The organism is Vibrio sp. 2304, from assembly GCF_033339475.1.
Lineage (GTDB): Bacteria > Pseudomonadota > Gammaproteobacteria > Enterobacterales > Vibrionaceae > Vibrio > Vibrio alginolyticus.
On sequence record NZ_JAWOUQ010000010.1, the window covers coordinates 109,785 to 127,680 of the forward strand.

General features: G+C 45.7%; 13 protein-coding genes. 5 read left to right on the top strand and 8 right to left on the bottom strand.

Features of this window, described 5'->3' with window-relative positions:
• Positions 1–42: 42 nt before the first annotated feature.
• The 3 genes from R7P64_RS18215 to R7P64_RS18225 all read left to right on the top strand — a co-directional run bounded on the left by R7P64_RS18215 (position 43) and on the right by R7P64_RS18225 (position 3,918).
• Complete coding sequence (locus tag R7P64_RS18215; protein ID WP_005381670.1) at positions 43–1,578, top strand: bifunctional GNAT family N-acetyltransferase/carbon-nitrogen hydrolase family protein; 1,536 nt, start codon at positions 43–45, stop codon at positions 1,576–1,578.
• Between the two features lie 204 nt (positions 1,579–1,782).
• Complete coding sequence (locus R7P64_RS18220; protein ID WP_005383738.1) at positions 1,783–2,370, top strand: DedA family protein; 588 nt, start codon at positions 1,783–1,785, stop codon at positions 2,368–2,370.
• 180 nt (positions 2,371–2,550) lie between these two features.
• Positions 2,551–3,918: a Na+/H+ antiporter NhaC family protein gene (locus R7P64_RS18225; RefSeq protein ID WP_017635705.1), complete on the top strand. Its 1,368-nt coding sequence runs from the start codon at positions 2,551–2,553 to the stop codon at positions 3,916–3,918.
• Positions 3,919–3,992: 74 nt separating this feature from the next.
• Here R7P64_RS18225 and R7P64_RS18230 read toward each other — a convergent pair whose 3' ends face one another.
• The 4 genes from R7P64_RS18230 to R7P64_RS18245 all read right to left on the bottom strand — a co-directional run bounded on the left by R7P64_RS18230 (position 3,993) and on the right by R7P64_RS18245 (position 8,660).
• A complete protein-coding gene (locus R7P64_RS18230; protein ID WP_213898598.1) occupies positions 3,993–4,832 on the bottom strand; it encodes a 3-keto-5-aminohexanoate cleavage protein in 840 nt (279 codons plus the stop codon).
• The gene (locus tag R7P64_RS18235) at positions 4,823–6,154 is read right to left on the bottom strand and encodes an aspartate aminotransferase family protein (RefSeq protein ID WP_318119021.1); all 1,332 of its coding nucleotides are present in this window, start codon (positions 6,152–6,154) and stop codon (positions 4,823–4,825) included. Before R7P64_RS18235 ends, R7P64_RS18230 begins: the two co-directional genes overlap by 10 nt.
• A gap of 208 nt (positions 6,155–6,362) precedes the next feature.
• On the bottom strand, positions 6,363–7,631 hold the full coding sequence (locus R7P64_RS18240; protein WP_005381677.1) for an O-acetylhomoserine aminocarboxypropyltransferase/cysteine synthase family protein: 1,269 nt from the start codon (positions 7,629–7,631) through the stop codon (positions 6,363–6,365).
• A 117-nt stretch (positions 7,632–7,748) separates the two neighbouring features.
• On the bottom strand, positions 7,749–8,660 hold the full coding sequence (locus R7P64_RS18245; RefSeq protein WP_132937057.1) for a LysR substrate-binding domain-containing protein: 912 nt from the start codon (positions 8,658–8,660) through the stop codon (positions 7,749–7,751).
• A 106-nt stretch (positions 8,661–8,766) separates the two neighbouring features.
• Between R7P64_RS18245 and R7P64_RS18250 the strand changes: the two genes are divergently transcribed.
• Complete coding sequence (locus R7P64_RS18250; RefSeq protein WP_318119020.1) at positions 8,767–10,023, top strand: D-amino acid dehydrogenase; 1,257 nt, start codon at positions 8,767–8,769, stop codon at positions 10,021–10,023.
• 307 nt (positions 10,024–10,330) lie between these two features.
• Positions 10,331–11,878 (top strand): alanine/glycine:cation symporter family protein, encoded by a 1,548-nt coding sequence (locus R7P64_RS18255; RefSeq protein WP_005381681.1) that lies wholly within the window; start codon positions 10,331–10,333, stop codon positions 11,876–11,878.
• 100 nt (positions 11,879–11,978) lie between these two features.
• On the opposite strand, the gene R7P64_RS18260 is transcribed toward R7P64_RS18255, so the two are convergent.
• From R7P64_RS18260 to guaA, 4 genes are all read right to left on the bottom strand, one after another.
• A complete protein-coding gene (locus R7P64_RS18260) occupies positions 11,979–12,569 on the bottom strand; it encodes an acetate uptake transporter (RefSeq protein ID WP_005381682.1) in 591 nt (196 codons plus the stop codon).
• 182 nt (positions 12,570–12,751) lie between these two features.
• Positions 12,752–14,434: a chitinase gene (locus R7P64_RS18265; protein WP_137281743.1), complete on the bottom strand. Its 1,683-nt coding sequence runs from the start codon at positions 14,432–14,434 to the stop codon at positions 12,752–12,754.
• Between the two features lie 212 nt (positions 14,435–14,646).
• On the bottom strand, positions 14,647–16,170 hold the full coding sequence (locus R7P64_RS18270) for a Na+/H+ antiporter NhaC family protein (RefSeq protein ID WP_318123797.1): 1,524 nt from the start codon (positions 16,168–16,170) through the stop codon (positions 14,647–14,649).
• A 165-nt stretch (positions 16,171–16,335) separates the two neighbouring features.
• The gene (gene guaA, locus R7P64_RS18275; RefSeq protein ID WP_005381685.1) at positions 16,336–17,889 is read right to left on the bottom strand and encodes a glutamine-hydrolyzing GMP synthase; all 1,554 of its coding nucleotides are present in this window, start codon (positions 17,887–17,889) and stop codon (positions 16,336–16,338) included.
• Between the last annotated feature and the right edge of the window lie 7 nt (positions 17,890–17,896).

The window sequence follows — 17,896 nt, forward strand, 5'->3', positions numbered from 1 at the left end:
TCTCATCCATACTATTTAAAAAGGATAAATGGATAGTAGGATATGGACAGCAACACGCCAAGACTCTCTTTACGCACCATTGAGCCGACCGATTACCCAGAGCTCGCGGAATTAATGGACCTTGTTTTTCCTGATGTTGGTGGCTCATGGCCACGGCTGACCATCATGGATCTCATTCATCAGTTTCCTGATGGACAAATCTGTATTGAGGATAACGGAAAAATTGTCGGCGCAGCGCTAACAATCAAAGTGGACTACAACCGATTTTCACTTCCTCACCTATACACCGACATCATCACCGAGAACAACGTCATCCAAAACCAAGTGACCGGTGACGCCATGTATGGTCTCGATGTATTTGTTCACCCGGACTACCGTGGGCTGCGTTTAGGTCGCCGTCTGTATGATGCGCGTAAAGAACTTTGCCGGAGTAAGAATTTCAAAGCAATTTTAGCCGGTGGTCGCATCCCGAATTACCACAAATATGCTGACGAACTGAGCGTGGCTGAATACATCGACAAGATAAAACGCCGTGAGCTTCACGATCCTATTTTGTCTTTTCAGCTTGCAAACGACTTCGATGTCAAACGTATTATGCGTGGTTACTTGCCAGAGGATAGTGCTTCTAAAGGCTACGCAACTCTGCTGGAGTGGGATAACTTCTTCTACGAAGAGGATATTCAATCCGTACATGATGTAGAAAAAACGCTGATTCGTATTGGTGTTGTGCAGTGGCAAATGCGCGCCATGAATGACTTAGAGGACTTGCTCGATCAGGCTGAGTTCTTCATTTCTTCTCTTGCGAACTACAAAGCCGATTTCGCCCTATTCCCTGAATTCTTTAACGCGCCGCTGATGGGCTTGCAAAACGACCAAAATTCCGTCGAAGCAATTCGCTTTTTGGCTAGTTTTACAGAAGAGATCAAAAACCGCTTCTCGCAGATGGCAGTCACCTACAACATCAACATTATTGCTGGCAGTATGCCCGTCATCGAAGATGGCAAGTTGTATAATGTGGCCTACTTACTGCAACGAGATGGTGAAATAAACGCTCAATATAAGATTCACATCACGCCCCATGAGCAAAAAGACTGGGTGATCGACGGTGGTGACAATGTTCAGGTGTTCGAAACCGATGCAGGCAAAGTCGGCATACTGATTTGTTATGACAGCGAGTTCCCAGAGTTGGGAAGAATGCTCGCCGAGCAAGGCGCACAAATTGTGTTCGTTCCTTTCTGGACAGACACAAAAAATGGCTACCAACGAGTACGAATCTGTTCCCAATCACGAGCCATCGAAAACGAATGCTACGTTGCAATTGGGGGCAGTGTCGGCAACTTACCTCGTGTTGATAATGTCGATATCCAGTACGCACAATCTGCCGTATTCTCACCGTCGGATATCTATTTCCCACACGATGCGACCTTGACAGAAGCAAGCGCCAACACCGAAATGATAATCTTCGCTGATGTTGATTTGACTAAGTTGAAACAGCTTAATACCGAAGGCTCTGTCACCAACTTACGTCATCGCCGCCTTGATTTGTATGGCGCATTCACCAAAGCCAAAGAGTCATAAGGATCTCCCTAGTTCGCCGCTACCAAAGAGCGTGGCGGCGAGTAAAGCCAGCTGCAGGTTGATTCTGCGCAATTATCAGAGGCATGTCAGTTTTTCTCAACGGTGAGAAACAAGAATTGACCCAATAGGACATTCGGAGTATCACTCCAACTTCGTTCCGCTTTTATTAGGGGAAAGCTTTTGGAACATATTAACGAACTTCTCATGTCAATGAAGCCTTTGCTTGAGCAATACGGCTACGTTGCGCTGATTGTCAGTATATTTCTAGAAGGGATAGGTATCCCGATGCCTGGTCAATCACTGATGATCGCGGCATCTTTGCTCTCGTCAGAACAAGTCATGAACCTAAGTATGGTAATGATGGTATCGTGGCTGAGCTGCTTTTTTGGTAATACCTGTGGCTACTTAATCGGTTATTACTTTGAGGGGTGGTTAGATAAAAAAGGCTACATTTCCGGCCCGAAGATGCAAACGCTTCAATTGACTATCCAGAAATACGGCCCTACGTGCTTGGTGGTCAGCCGCTTTATTGAAGGAATGAAGCAATTTATGCCTCTTGCATGCGGTATCGCGAAAATGCCACGTAGAGAGTTTTTGCTCGGTAACGCCCTCGCGGCGACGGTTTGGGTATTGGTATTCAGCTTGTTAACTCACTTTGCATTTGAACATTTAAGCGTGTTGAGCAACCTGTACACCGAATACAAATATCTGGTATGGGCATTTGCTGCTGTCTTATTTACGTGGATGGTTTTAGGTATTGTTAAACGCAAAAAAGCCAAATCAATGCAATAACAACAGTCTCTTCATTAGCGCATAACTAAAGCTCGTGGTATCAGTGAGATACGCAACACGAGCTTTTATCTTTTTCTTTACGTGTAAAATTTAAACAGCCATTTAGACGTCTAGACGTTGACAATGTAGAAATGTGATATTAGTCTGCTCTTCTCTCTTATCATTAACATTGTCGTTTACATGTCCGGTTCCCAACAAACTACTAAAACAGTTGCACCGTCTGCGGTCGCACTGATCCCATTAATTGTATTCCTTGCGCTATTTATTGGCGTAGGCACTTACTTATCTTTGCAAGGCGTGGAATTTGCCTTCTACCAGCTGCCTGCACCCATCGCGGTATTACCAGCCATCATCATTGCGTTTCTTTTAAGTAAAGAGAAACTTAACCGCTCAATCGAACACTTCATGCGTGGTGTTGGCCACCCAGACATCATCGCAATGTGTATGATCTATCTGCTTGCAGGTGCCTTTGCTGCGGTAGCAAAAGCCTCTGGTGGTGTTGATGCAACAGTGAACCTTGGTTTATCCGCTATTCCAACCAGCATGATTTTACCGGGCATTTTTCTGATTTCTGCTTTTATCGCAACAGCAATGGGGACTTCGATGGGTACCATCGCAGCCGTTGCCCCCGTAGCGTTGGGGATTGCTGAATCAGCAGGAATGAGCTTACCGTTAACCGCAGGCGTTGTGCTGAGCGGCGCTATGTTTGGTGATAACCTTTCTATCATCTCTGACACCACCATCGCGGCGACACGCTCTCAAGGTTGTGAGATGAAAGACAAGTTTAAAGAGAACATTCGTATTGCTTTACCTGCGGCGTTGATCGCGATTGCAGTGTTCGCTTTCAACAGTACCGCGACTCAAGTGCCTGAAACTGGCGATATTGAGTGGCTAAAAGTCTTGCCGTACATCACTATTTTGATCCTAGCGGTATCTGGTGTGAATGTGTTTGTGGTTCTGTCGATTGGCATTCTTTTGGCTGGCGGCGTGAGCTTGGCATCGATTGACAATTACGGACTAACTAATCTAGCCCAAGACGTATACAAAGGCTTTGGTAACATGCAAGAGATCTTCTTGTTATCCATGCTGATTGGTGGTTTGAGTGAACTGATGCGTCGCCAAGGTGGTCTTGCTTTTCTAACAAATTTCGTTAGTAGCCTTATCCACGCGTTTGGCTCTAGTCACTCTAAGCATGCGAACAGTCGTGCAAGCGAGCTGGGTATTGCAGGTTTGGTATCAATGGTCAATGGCTGTACGGCAAACAACACCGTAGCCATCATTGTATCGGGCAGCGTTGCTCGCCAACTGGCGGAAGAGAATAATGTATCTCCTCGCCGCTCAGCAAGCTTGTTAGACATTTTCTCATGCGTGGTGCAAGGCGTGTTGCCTTACGGTGCTCAAGTACTGCTGCTAGGTTCCGTATTCAACCTATCGCCACTTGAAGTAGTTGCCAATTCTTACTACTGTTTTGCATTAGCGATAGCGGCTGTTGTCGCGGTGTTTATCAAACATCCCGCTCGTCAACCTGTAGCGCAAACTGAGAACTAACGACAAATACCGAAAAGGCTCCGATGGAGCCTTTTTACTTTCCTTTCTTCTTTTTTTCTTTTCCGCGAGCAGATTTACTTCAAAGCTGAACGCAAACTTTGCGCACTGTGTAAAGGAATAGCAAAACGATGCGCCACATCGCGTAGAGCTTCCACCTGAGCCGCGTTACTGATTGCTAATTCGCCTGCCACATCGACGTGGTTATTCTCAAACCCCACTCTCACATCGAATCCAAGTAACATCGCACTCGCTAAACAGTCTTGCTCTCGCGCGCCAAAAGCACAAATGGCACATCGAATTTCTTCCTCGACAAAACGCGCCAAATTCAAACCTCGTAAATCCCATGGCGAAGACTGTTGAGCTTGGTGATAACGCCCTAACACCACTAATGCATGCTGATGCGTTTTAGGTAACACGCCCGCATCACGCAGTTGGAAATAACGTTCAATGTCGGTTGCATCGTAGAGAATAATTTGGCTCACGATGTTGTGTTCTGCCACCCAATGGAAAAAGGCATGCCCTTCTTTCTCACTTGCGCGATCGGGTATTAACTCCCTTAATGCGAAAGAAGCCGCTTCAGGTTTCACAGCTTTGACTAACGCCCTCTGTTGTGGCGGAGAATATAAACCCACCGCTTCTGTGGTGAGCTGAACCATCATGGTTTCTCCCACCGCTTCTTTCACGGCATGGTAAATTGCCATGTTGTCGTCGATGTCTAATGAATGACGTCCGTTGGCGTCTCTAGCATGCAAATGGATCATGGCAGCCCCTGCCGTTTGACAAGCGATAGCCTCTGCAACCAGTTCGTCTGTTGTCATGGGTAAGCTGGCGTGATCGTGCTTAGTTTTTCTTGCACCGTTTGGGGCCACGATAATAGCGATAGGCTCTCGTATACATCGATTTTCTAATTCCATTCCTTCGCTACCTCTTTTAGCGTTAATGAGAGTTTGCCAACTAGCTCATCAATATGGTGAGGCTGAATAATGAATGGCGGCGCAAGCAAGATATGGTGCCCATTAACGCCATCAATCGTTCCGCCCATTGGATAGCACATTAAGCCATTTTCCATTGCTCGCTGTTTGATGCGTTTGTCTGCCAATGTGGCTTTACTCAGAGGCGCCTTGCTTTCTTTATCCGCCACCAGCTCAATGCCAACAAACAAGCCTTTACCACGAATGTCGCCAATGTACGGTAAATGTGCCAATGCAGAAGTAAGCTCATTACGCAGCAAAGCACTTTGCCGATTCACCGCCGTTAATAAATCATCTTGGAAGATGGTTTGAATGGTCGCCACGGCAGCAGCGCACGCTACAGGGTGCGCCATAAAGGTATGACCATGTTGGAAAAAACCGCTTCCATCAGCAATAGCTTGATAGACTCGATCATTCGCAACCACCGCGCCAATAGGTTGATAACCCGCACCAAGCCCTTTAGCCATACAAACCAGATCGGGCTCTGCCTCTTCTTGCTCAAACGCAAAAAAACTGCCACTTCGCCCAACGCCACACATGACTTCATCCAAGATCAATAACACATCGTATTGGTCGCATATTTCGCGAATACGTTTGAAGTAACCTTGAGTCGCAGGCACAGCTCCAGCGGTGGCTCCCACAATGGGCTCAGCGACAAAAGCCATGACATTCTCAGCCCCCAACTCAAGAATTTTTGCCTCTAGTTCATTCGCCGCTCGCAATGAGTAATCCAATTCCGACTCATGACTCTGCTGACAACGATAAGCATAGCAAGGGGCAATGTGATGACTCGGATGCAAGATAGGTTTGAACGGTTCACGTCGCCATTCATTACCACCGACCGCCAGAGCTCCCAACGTATTGCCGTGATAACTTTGCTGACGCGCAATGAATTGCTTCTTCTCTGGCTTACCTGATTCCACAAAATACTGCCGCGCCATTTTTAGTGCCGACTCCACCGCTTCTGATCCGCCACTGACTAAATACACATGGTTGAACTGCTCAGGCATATGCTGACAAATCAATTCCGCTAGTCGCTCACTGCTGTCACTAGTAAAAAATCCAGTATGAGCAAACGGCACTCGCTCGAGCTGTTCCAACATAGCTTTTTTAACGGCTTGATGACTGTGGCCAAGGTTTGATACCGCAGCGCCGCCACAAGCATCGAGATACTGTTTCCCTTGTTTATCGAATAGATAAACACCTTCACCTTTATCGATGATTGGCAACGTGGCATGGCAATGACGGTGAAATACGTAAGACATTTGAGTCCCTTCCAATGTGTAAGATTTGCACACATCATCAGGAACAACCCCAAATGCGACAAGGGAATAAATTTCACCCACCATGAGCTTTTGGAATACCACAACCCAAAAACACTAAAACCCTTGATATTTAAACAATAAAATAAAAATAGGCCAGCTTTTTTAAAGGCTGGCCTATGGGTAACCCAAAGCTAAAAACAGAATCGTTTTACGCGTTTAGTGCCTGTTCTAAATCGGCTAGAATATCGTCAATATGTTCAATACCCACCGATAAACGAATCATCTCTGGAGACACACCAGCTTGTTTTTGTTCTGCTTCGCTCAATTGACGATGAGTCGTCGATGCAGGATGGCAAGCCAATGATTTTGCATCGCCAATGTTCACCAAACGCTTAAAGATTTTCAAAGCATCATAAAAACGCACACCAGCGTCATAACCATCTTTTAAACCAAACGACAAAATCGCAGAAGGCTTACCTTTCATGTATTTTTCGGCGAGATGGAAGTGTTCAGAACTTGGCAATCCGGCATAACTTACCCAACTGACTTTGTCATTCTGTTCCAAGAATTCAGCCACTTTGAGTGTGTTCTCGGTATGGCGCTCCATGCGCAGCGGTAACGTTTCTAGCCCTTGCATAAGCATAAATGCATTCATCGGTGATAATGCGGCTCCGGTATTACGCAGTGGTACGGTACGCGCACGCCCGATAAATGCCGCTTCACCAAACGCTTCGGTATACACCACGCCGTGGTAAGAAGGTTCTGGTTGGTTGAAAACAGGAAAGCGGTCTTTGTGCTGCGCCCAAGGGAATTTACCTGAATCCACAATCACGCCACCTAATGTGGTGCCATGCCCACCAACGTATTTAGTGAGAGAGTGAACTACGATATCCGCACCAAATTCGATGGGTTTGCAAAGCACTGGCGTCGCAACGGTGTTATCCACAATCACAGGTACGCCTTGTGCATGAGCAAGCTCCGCCACACGTTCTAAATCGATGATATTACCCGCAGGGTTACCAATGCTCTCGCAGTACACCGCTTTGGTATTTTCATCAATTAATTCGGCCAAACTTTCTGGCTTGTCATCTTTAGCAAACTTCACCTGAATACCTTGATTTGGGAGCATGTGCGCAAACAAGGTATAAGTACCGCCATAAAGTTGCGGCGTAGAAACGATGTTATCGCCCGCTTGCGCTAAGGTCAGAATTGCATAGTTAATCGCTGCACTCCCCGCACTCACGACCAATCCAGCAATGCCGCCTTCTAACGCCGCCATGCGTTTTTCCAGAACATCGTTAGTCGGATTCATGATGCGAGTGTAGATATTCCCCGGCACTTCCAAGTTAAACAGATCAGCGCCGTGCTGCGCGTTGTCAAACTCGTACGCGACTGTTTGATAAATCGGCGTCGCGACAGATTTAGTGGTAGGGTCAGTTTCGTAACCAAAATGGATGGATAGCGTTTCGTCTTTCATGTTCTTCCCTGTCTTTCATCACTCAAATAGCGGCAAGCAAAGCACTTACCTTGCTTAAAACTTATCTTGCCCAATTTTTCAACAAATAACGTAGGGATGAATCACAGAGATAAAACGCTAATTCAACTGTCCAAGTAACCAGTGACGAAACGTTTCTGTCGCATTCGTACGTGTGTTCATGATCAAGTAATACCCTGCATTGGCAGGAATCGGTTTGAATGGAGAAACCAAACGCTCTGTCGTCAATTCATCCTCAATCAGTGCCATTCGTGCCATCGCAATCCCAACGCCTGCTTCGGCTGCAGACATCGCCATATCCGTTCGATTAAAAAAGTGTCCGATATCGGTTTTAAAATCCAACCCCATCGCTGACGCCCAATATAGCCACTCATAGTCACGCGTCGCGTTTTCCCATGGCATCGCATCGTGTAGTAGCGTCGCCTCTTGCCATTGCTTCACTGGCATTGAGTTTTTTTGCTCACCAAACAACGTTTTTAGCCAGCCATGATCCTCAAGGTATTTTGGACTCATCACCGGTAGCAGATGCTCATCCAAAATCAGCTCCGCGTTAGCATTTCTATAAGGATGAAGACCATAGTCAATTGCGACGTCATAGTCTTTTATCTCACTATTTACCAGCGCACCTTCCGCAAAGATTTGTACTTGGATATCCGGATTATCATGATGGAAGCTTTCGAGCTTTGGGACTAACCATTTGAAAGCAAAAGAAGGCGTCAACTTCAAACGAATTTCATTGGTTTGCTTTTCTACTTTGAGCTCATCAAGCAATTTGCTCAGTTCCGAAAAGTGAAACTGCGTCGCTTGGTGTAACTGAGTGCCTTTTACGGTTAAACGAATACCGCGAGAGTGGCGTTCAAATAAAGTAAAACCTAATAACGCTTCCAAATGAATAATTTGTTGGCTTATGGCACCAGTGGTGAGGTGTAAATGTCTTGCAGCACCAGTAAAGCTGTTGTACTCCGCGACTTGGCTAAATAGACACAAGCCACTTATCAGATTACTTTTCATCCTTGAGCCTATAGTTTTTCTAAACGCTGTGTGTAATTTATATCGATTGTTAACAAAAGGTAAAGAAAAGAAACTGAGCACTCTGATAAATGTGTGGAGTGCATCAATGGAAGTCATCGTATTAGGCAGCGGCGTTATCGGCTTAACCTCTGCTTGGTATTTATCTCAAGCAGGCTATCAAGTTACCGTCATTGACCGCCAAGCAAGCAGTGCCATGGAAACGAGCTTCGCCAATGCCGGGCAGATCTCATATGGCTATTCTTCGCCTTGGGCTGCGCCTGGTGTTCCTGTTAAAGCCATTAAGTGGTTAATGGAGGAGCATGCTCCACTTAAAATCAAACCCACTCTGAATGCCGACATGATCCGCTGGGCAAGTAAAATGGTCGCGAACTGCACCCTACCTCGCTATCAAGTTAACAAGGCTCGCATGCTTTCGATCGCCAACCACAGCCGTATTTGCTTAGAACAGTTACGCCAAGAACACGCCATTGAGTATCAAGGACGTCAGTTTGGGACCTTGCAAGTATTCCGAACACATCAACAGCTGCAAGCCATTGAAAAGGACATGCAGCTCCTTGAACAAAGCGGAACCCGATTTAAGCTAATGGACGTCGAACAATGTATTGAACAAGAGCCAGGGCTTGCACTTGTGAAAGACAAACTGATTGGTGGCTTGCATCTACCTGATGACGAAACGGGCGATTGCCATCAATTTTGCCAACAACTAACGGAGCTTGCTAAGGCACACGGTGTCCGATTTGAGTTCGATACTGAAGTAAGCAATTGGGTTACAGTAGGCAAAAAGATCATAGGTGTCCAAACGAACCGAGGACAATTTAAAGCAGACCAATATGTGGTGGCCTCTGGCAGCTACTCTACAGCGCTACTCAAGCAACTCGATATTGATATTCCGGTCTACCCTGTCAAAGGCTATTCACTCACCATCCCGATGGAAGATGAACACTTCTCTCCTCGATCTACTGTGATGGATGAAACCTATAAAGTCGCTATGACTCGATTTGATGACCGAATTCGCGTAGCTGGCACCGCAGAATTAGCAGGGTTTGATGCTTCCCTTCCACAAAAGCGCAAAAACACCATCGAAATGGTCATCCGTGATCTTTTTCCTCGTTGTGGTGACTTCAGCCAAGCTGAGTTTTGGAGCGGCTTTAGGCCAATGACGCCTGATGGCACACCAATTATCGGCGCGACTAAATACGATAACCTTTTTACTAACACCGGACACGGAACTCTGGGCTGGACGATGGCTTGTGGTTCAGGTCAATTGCTAGCAAGCGTAATGAAAGGTGAAAAAACAAAAGTGATGGATAATGCGGAGCTTAACCTTTGTCGTTACGCCTGAGGACATGACTGAACAAAAAACAGGCAGACACTTACTCCACAAAATGCATAACCACTGGCATTTTTAACTCATCAAAATCGCAGCACATTTAAATGACAATGTGCTGCATAATTAATCATCAGGCAAATCTTCTACCTAAAAGGAGCAAATAAGCAACAAGAACCAAATTTTAACAACTACTCTCCATTCTGTGTTCATCATCACGCTACAAAGGATTTGTAGCTAAAAAAGTTAACAATTGCATTACATAAAGGGTAATGTATTGTGTGAAAAACAACCACAAACACAACTAACAGGGAAAATACTCATGCAGTCATTAGTTGATTTTCTGAATGGAATTATTTGGAGCCCGGTACTGATCTATTTGTGCCTTGGCGCAGGTTTGTTCTATTCAATCATGACGCGTTTTGTACAAATTCGTCACTTCTTTGAGATGTGGCGCTTATTACTTTCAGGGAAGAGTTCAACAAAAGGGATATCATCATTTCAGGCACTTGCCGTTTCACTATCTGGCCGTGTAGGTACAGGTAACATTGCTGGTGTTGCCGCTGCTATCGGTTTCGGTGGCCCAGGCGCCGTATTCTGGATGTGGGTCGTTGCCTTCTTTGGCGCTGCAACCGCATACGCAGAATCAACACTTGCACAAATTTATAAAGAAGAAGACGAAGGCGAGTTCCGTGGTGGCCCTGCTTACTATATTGAGAAAGCAATGGGACAAAAATGGTACGCTTGGATCTTTGCTATCGCGACCATCTTTGCTTGTGGTGTTCTACTTCCTGGCGTTCAATCGAACAGTATCGGTAACGCAGTAGAAGCCGCATTTGGCTCAGGTGACATGATTGAAACCGCTATTGGTACCTTCAGTTTTGCTAAAATTTTCACTGGTACGGTTGTTTGTGTCATTTTGGCTTTCATCATTTTTGGTGGCGTAAAGCGTATCGCGAACTTTACCCAAGTCGTTGTACCATTTATGGCGTTAGCTTACATCATTACTGCGTTTGTCATCATCCTTCTAAACATTGGTGAGGTTCCGCGCATTTTCGGCATGATTATTGGTGACGCGTTCACACCAATGGCAGGCGTTGGTGCAGCAATCGGCTGGGGTGTAAAACGTGGTGTCTACTCCAACGAAGCAGGTCAAGGTACTGGTCCTCACGCAGCAGCAGCAGCGAGTGTTGATCACCCAGCTCAGCAAGGTCTTGTTCAATCTTTCTCTATTTACATCGATACACTACTTGTGTGTTCAGCAACCGCGTTCATGATTCTTATCACTGGCGCGTACAACGTAAATGGTGCGATTGAAGGTACATTCCTGGTTCAAAACCTACCAGCGGATATTGGTGCAAATGGTCCTGTGTTTACACAGATGGCGATCGAAAGCGCACTACCTGGCGTGGGTAAACCATTCATCGCGATCGCTCTATTCTTCTTCGCGTTTACGACCATTCTGGCTTACTACTACATTGCAGAAACGAACATTGCTTACATTCGTCGTACGTTCAAAGTAAATGGACTGATGTTTATTCTGAAAGTCATCATTATTTCATCCGTGTTCTACGGAACCGTGAAAACCGCCAACTTAGCATGGGCGATGGGTGATGTAGGCGTAGGACTGATGGCGTGGCTAAACATCATCGGTATTTTGATCATCTTCTTTATGTCGAAGCCTGCACTCAAAGCACTGAACGACTACGAAGAGCAACAAAAACGTGGTGTGACCGATTTTACATTTAACCCTGTTGCACTGGGCATTAAAGGCGCAGATTACTGGGAAGATAAGTACCGACGTAAAACGGGTAAAGCACCAACGGCAGACAGCAATAGCGCAGAAACTGTTGAGCAACCATCAACATAGCGTTATCACATAAATAAGAAAAAGCAGTGGTCCGATTGAGGACATAAAAAAGGGGGATTAACCAATGGTTAATCCTCCTTTCTTCATTATGAGTAACAGCTTAGGCGATAACCGCTTCAACTTTACGAGCGATTTTTGCTTTACCTACAGGTAACACTTCACGACCAAATTCGTTGTTCAGTACTTGTGCCATTGCGAAGTAAATTGCACTTGCGCCACAGAAGATACCCTCGAAGCCAGCGATAGCACCGATCACTTCGCTACCAGTGAAATCACGAGCAGCAAGCAAGAAGAATAGGATAGTTAGAGAGCCAAATACCACTTGCTTCGCTGTTGGGTAACATAGAGAACCAATGAACATGAAACCAGTGAAGATGCCCCAAAGCGCTAGGTACCAACCCATAAAGCTTGCAGGGCTTGCAGGAAGACCCATGTGAGGCATTACGATTAGACCAACCAATGTTAGCCAAAATAGACCGTAAGAAGTAAACGCAGTTGTGCCGAACGTATCACCGCGTTTAAAGCACATGATGCCAACGATTACTTGGCTAAGGCCACCGTAAAAGATGCCCATCGCTAGGATCATAGAGTCAATTGGGAAAAATCCTGCATTATGAATATTGAGCAGAATAGTGGTCATACCGAAACCCATTAGACCTAGCGGTGCTGGGTTAGCCAGTTTTGTCGACATGTACAAATACCTTTTTTCAAAAATGTTGATAAAAAATGCGCGCGAATTTTAATGGGCTGCAGAACAAAAGAGAAAAGCTGTTATTGAAAACTTAGATTCCATAAATAAACCACTACATATATAAAAAAAGACCCTGCAAAAAAGCAGAGTCTTTATAGATGGTTAGGTTGTTTTTTACTCGATCACTGACAAGAAATCTCGTCCCAGAACCAGTTGCTTTGCGTTGGGCTTTCCCATACTCCAGGGCCATTTTTTGCGACAAAACATTTGTTTTGGTACGTCACTTTATCGCCGTTAGCGACTTGCGTTACACCCGGCTCCCACTGAATAAAATTGCCTGTCACTGGTGGTTCTGGCTCGGTTACTGGCGGCTCTGGCTCAATCACCGGTGGTTCAGGTTCCGTTGTAGGCGGCTCCGTAGGAGTGCCTGAAACCAGCTTCCAAGGGTCTCCTTTCGTTGGCTCATTACCTTGTGACCACCATTTCGCTTCGTAAACAGCACCTTGGTAAGAAACTTGATCACCCGTGTTATATACTTTGCCAGAATCCCAAGCTGCCACACCACCTACAGGCGGATCGACCGGATCCACTGGGTCTAACTTGTCAACTACACGAACTTCTGGCCAACCCGCATGAGATTGGTAGAAGTTAGTTACACATTTCTCATAATCACCCGCAACTAGCGCAGAGTAAGCCGTTTGGAAACCAACAAGCTCACATTCAAATGAGTGACCTCCAGGACGATCTGAGTAGTATTTCCAGTTACCATCCCAGTTGGTGTAAAGCACGTCTGTCGCACCATTTAGATTTAAGCTGCCGTAAGGCGTCTGCTGCCAACAGGTATTGGTCTCATCGGCTTCAATTGGAATTTGATAATGAGCGGCAAGTCCTTCCCAATAGCGAATACGGTTAACAGGTTGACCTTTATCTTTGTTTTGCTCCCCACACTCAATACCACCATTGATCACGTTGATGGTCGTACCAAAGCCGTAACCAATGCCAGCATCAAGCTCACGCTGTGAAGGCACCCAAGTACGGTCAATCACATGTAGCATTGCTGGTTTCGGTGCTTGTGGGGTTAGGAAGAACCAGATAGCCGATGCTAAGTTCAGCCACGAATCCGCAACCAAGCCTGGATTTTTCAACAATACAGATGCATCGCCATCAAACATCACTTCAGAGAACGCGCCATAGTTAAAATGGTAAGAAAGCTGTTTTGCACCACGTCCAAAGTAACCTTGTCCAGGTTCACATGGCCAGCGTTTGTTTTGCCAGTCATTTTGACCACAACCTGTTGTGTAACCTTCTTGCCCTTCAGACCATCCCATTTCTCGCACATGAACCAAAGCTTGCTGCCACTCTTCCAACCCTAGCGGATTATCCGATACGTTATCGATCGAAATATGGCCACCGGTTTCCTGTGCAAAGTGAGCAAACGCTGTCACGATCGATTTTTTACAAATCGCATCCGAATCACGACCGTCTGTGTACTCACCACAGAATGCTGGGAACTTGCCAATTGCACGTAGGAAACGCGTGTAAGTGTATTCAGGTGCCGCCATTTGAGTCAGGAAGTCCCACTCACTTTCGGGGAATACACGCTCTACACGCTTCACGTTTTCTGGGTTGGTTGTCGCCCCTGGAACAATCGCTTCAACCACTGAGTTCGGGCGTGTCTCTAATGCTTGTGACCAAATGGCATACATAGGATCAGAAGTTTTGCTTTGCTCTACGGCTTGAACGTCACCACGAGCAATAACATAACCATTCGGATTTTGCGGATCGGGCTGAATATTCATACTCGCATTCACTTGTGCTGCTAAGACACAACTCAATGCAAGAGGAAGATGTTTGAGTGCAAACATGTCTAGTCTCCGGATTTCAACAATACAATATACGAGGAATAACTAGACATATAGTGGATCATATATACGAAACACCGAGCCAAGTACGTTGATTCTGCGAGACAAAATGAATAAATAGGTCCTCACACACATTTTGTCACAAGAAAAATGTTACCTTGACTCAAAAGAAAAGCGGAGACCCTGTGAGCCTCCGCTTTGTGATGTTTCTCTCTTTATTGTTCTGCCGAAACCACCTCTAGCTTCGCGATTGACTTTTGTTTAGACAGCACAAAATAAACCACACACTGAGAAATAATTGCGGCAAGCACAATCACTGGTGAGGCGTTGATTCCAGCTAAAAGAAAACACCCCAATGCGATCATTCCATTGAGTAATGCGTAAGGCAATTGTGTACGGAAGTGCTCATACTGTTCACACCCCGCTCCTGTCGACGACAAAATCGTAGTTTCAGAGATGGGAGAACAGTGATCGCCAAACAAGCCACCAGATAATACCGCACCAATACAAACCAACAGTGGTGCATCAATCGCAACGGCAGTTGGGATCACTAATGGCATCATGATGGCGAACGTCCCCCAAGATGATCCCGTAGCGAATGAGATAACACCAGCAAGCAAAAAGGCGACTGCTGGCAATAGCCAGTACGGGAAACCGGCTTGAGCTTGTTCAGCAATGTATGCAGCTGCACCTAATTCTTTCCCAACCGAGCTAAGTGCCCAAGCCAATACCAAAATCACGGCTACAGACATCATGTTCGACATCCCTTTTAGGTAAACCTGAATGCCATCAGAGAGTTTTCTTACGCCATAAAACGCCATCAGCGCAATCAAAGTAAAGGCTGCGAAGAAATATGCCGAAGAAAGTGCAGCCCTGAACGTTGAGCCTGCTACTTTTTGAAATGGAAAACCGTGTGGCACGAGGATGGTACATAGAACCACCAGCATAACGAGCAAAGGTGCCCATACAAAACTAGATTTTGCATTTTTATGCGTAAACACATTCATGGACTCCTGCACTTTCCCAAAGTCGGAGCCCTGCTCTGCTAGTTGTTCAGCCTTCGCCATCGGTCCGAAATCTAATTTGAAGAAAGAGACAATCGGCACAATCGCGATCGCAAGAAAGGCGTAAAACTGATACGGGATCGCACCAATGAAAGCATCCCAATCACTCATACTGACATTCAGGGCAGTAAACTCTTTTTGAATCAATCCCATGATGTAAACGCCCCATCCGATAAAAGGGATCAAGATTGCGACGGGAGAGGAAGTAGAGTCGATAATAAAAGCTAATTTTTGGCGTGATACTTTTAACTTATCAAATAAAGGGCGAAAAACAGGGCCAACAATCAGTGGTGTACCAAGGTCTGAGAAGAAAATAACCACACCACCGAACCATGCGGACAGTTGAGCTTGGCATTTACTCGCAACCCATTGAGTAAGCTTTTTAGCAAACGCCACACCACCGCCAGATTTCTCCATCAAGGCAACAAAGCCACCAATAAAGACCAAGAGCAAAATGACGCCCGCATTGTAGCTGTCAGTTAATTGCGGCAGTAGATAGCTTTTCATCAATGCACTAAACGAGTCTAGTGGCCCTTTTTCGACAAATGTCCCTTCGAGCATAGCGACACCACTCACCACACCCGCGAATAAACCAACAACGACATTTCTTGTGGTCAGCGCGAGGAAAAGAGTTATAAGGATGGGAATGAGAGAGGTAACGTCAGCCTGTTCCATAGCAATACCATTTATGATAATTAAACAATTAAAATGAATATATATTTAATTTAACCGCATGTATATATCTCTCACAAAAAAGTTGAGCCACCTCTTCACAAACTTGAAGTACAAAAAAACCAGCCCGAAGGCTGGTTCTTATAAACTCAACTGTCTAGAGGAAAATTATTCCCACTCGATAGTCGCTGGTGGCTTACCTGAAATGTCGTAAACAACACGAGAAATGCCATCAACTTCGTTGATAATACGGTTAGAAACCTTACCTAGGAAGTCGTATGGTAGGTGTGCCCAATGAGCAGTCATGAAGTCGATAGTTTCTACCGCACGTAGAGACACAACCCAATCGTACTTACGGCCATCGCCCATTACACCAACAGAACGTACTGGTAGGAATACCGTGAACGCTTGAGATACTTTGTTGTATAGATCAGCTGCGTGAAGCTCTTCAATAAAGATAGCATCAGCACGGCGTAGCAAGTCACAGTACTCTTTCTTGATTTCACCAAGAACACGAACACCTAGACCTGGACCCGGGAATGGGTGGCGGTAAAGCATGTTGTAAGGCAGGCCTAATTCTAGACCAATCTTACGAACTTCATCTTTGAACAGCTCACGTAGTGGCTCAACAAGACCCATTTCCATGTCATCTGGAAGACCGCCCACGTTGTGGTGCGATTTGATCACGTGCGCTTTACCAGTCTTAGATGCAGCTGACTCGATTACATCAGGGTAAATCGTACCTTGAGCTAGCCATTTCGCGTTTTTCAGCTTCTTAGACTCTTCATCAAATACATCTACGAATACGTGACCGATAGTCTTACGCTTCTCTTCTGGGTCAGACTTGCCTTCAAGTGCTTTTAGGAAGCGTTCTTCAGCGTCAACTTTGATGATGTTCAAACCAAATTGGTCGCCGAACATATCCATTACTTGTTGACCTTCGTTTAGACGAAGTAAACCGTTATCAACAAATACACACGTTAGCTTGTCGCCGATTGCACGGTGAACTAGCATCGCGACTACCGATGAATCAACACCACCAGATAGACCTAGGATAACTTCGTCGTCACCCACTTGCTCTTTAATACGAGCAACCGCGTCTTCGATGATAGATTCAGAAGTCCATAGACGTTCACAGCCACATACGCCAAGAACAAAGTTCTCAAGCATTTGTAGGCCACCTTTTGTGTGTGTCACTTCTGGGTGGAACTGAACGCCGTAGTATTTCTTCTCTTCATTCGCCATCGCAGCGTAAGGACAAGTGTCTGTCTCACCAACTTTTACGAAATCGGCTGGGATCTCTACTACTTTGTCGCCATGGCTCATCCAAACGTCTTGAGTTGCTTCAAGGTCTTTAAATAGAGCACATTCACCAGAAACTTTAACCTGAGCGTAGCCAAACTCACGTTCGTTAGAGCCCGCCACTTTGCCTCCTAGCTGTTCCGCCATGGTTTGCATGCCGTAACATACGCCAAGCAAAGGAACACCAGAATCAAACACATATTGAGGCGCGCGTGGAGAGTTCTCTTCCGTTACGCTTTCTGGACCGCCAGATAGGATAATGCCATCTGGGTTGAATTCGCGAATATCCGCTTCTTCTACATCCCAGCTCCATAGTTCACAGTAAACGCCGATTTCACGTACGCGGCGTGCTACTAATTGAGTGTACTGAGAACCGAAGTCCAAGATCAGAATACGTTGGTCATGGATATTTTTAGTCATTTTGAGC

Coding starts and splice junctions, on each gene's coding strand:
- guaA (WP_005381685.1), bottom strand. CDS start 17,889: ATGACTAAAAATATCCATGACCAACGTATTCTGATCTTGGACTTCGGT.
- R7P64_RS18255 (WP_005381681.1), top strand. CDS start 10,331: ATGCAGTCATTAGTTGATTTTCTGAATGGAATTATTTGGAGCCCGGTA.
- R7P64_RS18220 (WP_005383738.1), top strand. CDS start 1,783: ATGTCAATGAAGCCTTTGCTTGAGCAATACGGCTACGTTGCGCTGATT.
- R7P64_RS18250 (WP_318119020.1), top strand. CDS start 8,767: ATGGAAGTCATCGTATTAGGCAGCGGCGTTATCGGCTTAACCTCTGCT.
- R7P64_RS18265 (WP_137281743.1), bottom strand. CDS start 14,434: ATGTTTGCACTCAAACATCTTCCTCTTGCATTGAGTTGTGTCTTAGCA.
- R7P64_RS18215 (WP_005381670.1), top strand. CDS start 43: ATGGACAGCAACACGCCAAGACTCTCTTTACGCACCATTGAGCCGACC.
- R7P64_RS18235 (WP_318119021.1), bottom strand. CDS start 6,154: ATGTCTTACGTATTTCACCGTCATTGCCATGCCACGTTGCCAATCATC.
- R7P64_RS18260 (WP_005381682.1), bottom strand. CDS start 12,569: ATGTCGACAAAACTGGCTAACCCAGCACCGCTAGGTCTAATGGGTTTC.
- R7P64_RS18230 (WP_213898598.1), bottom strand. CDS start 4,832: ATGGAATTAGAAAATCGATGTATACGAGAGCCTATCGCTATTATCGTG.
- R7P64_RS18245 (WP_132937057.1), bottom strand. CDS start 8,660: ATGAAAAGTAATCTGATAAGTGGCTTGTGTCTATTTAGCCAAGTCGCG.
- R7P64_RS18270 (WP_318123797.1), bottom strand. CDS start 16,170: ATGGAACAGGCTGACGTTACCTCTCTCATTCCCATCCTTATAACTCTT.
- R7P64_RS18225 (WP_017635705.1), top strand. CDS start 2,551: ATGTCCGGTTCCCAACAAACTACTAAAACAGTTGCACCGTCTGCGGTC.
- R7P64_RS18240 (WP_005381677.1), bottom strand. CDS start 7,631: ATGAAAGACGAAACGCTATCCATCCATTTTGGTTACGAAACTGACCCT.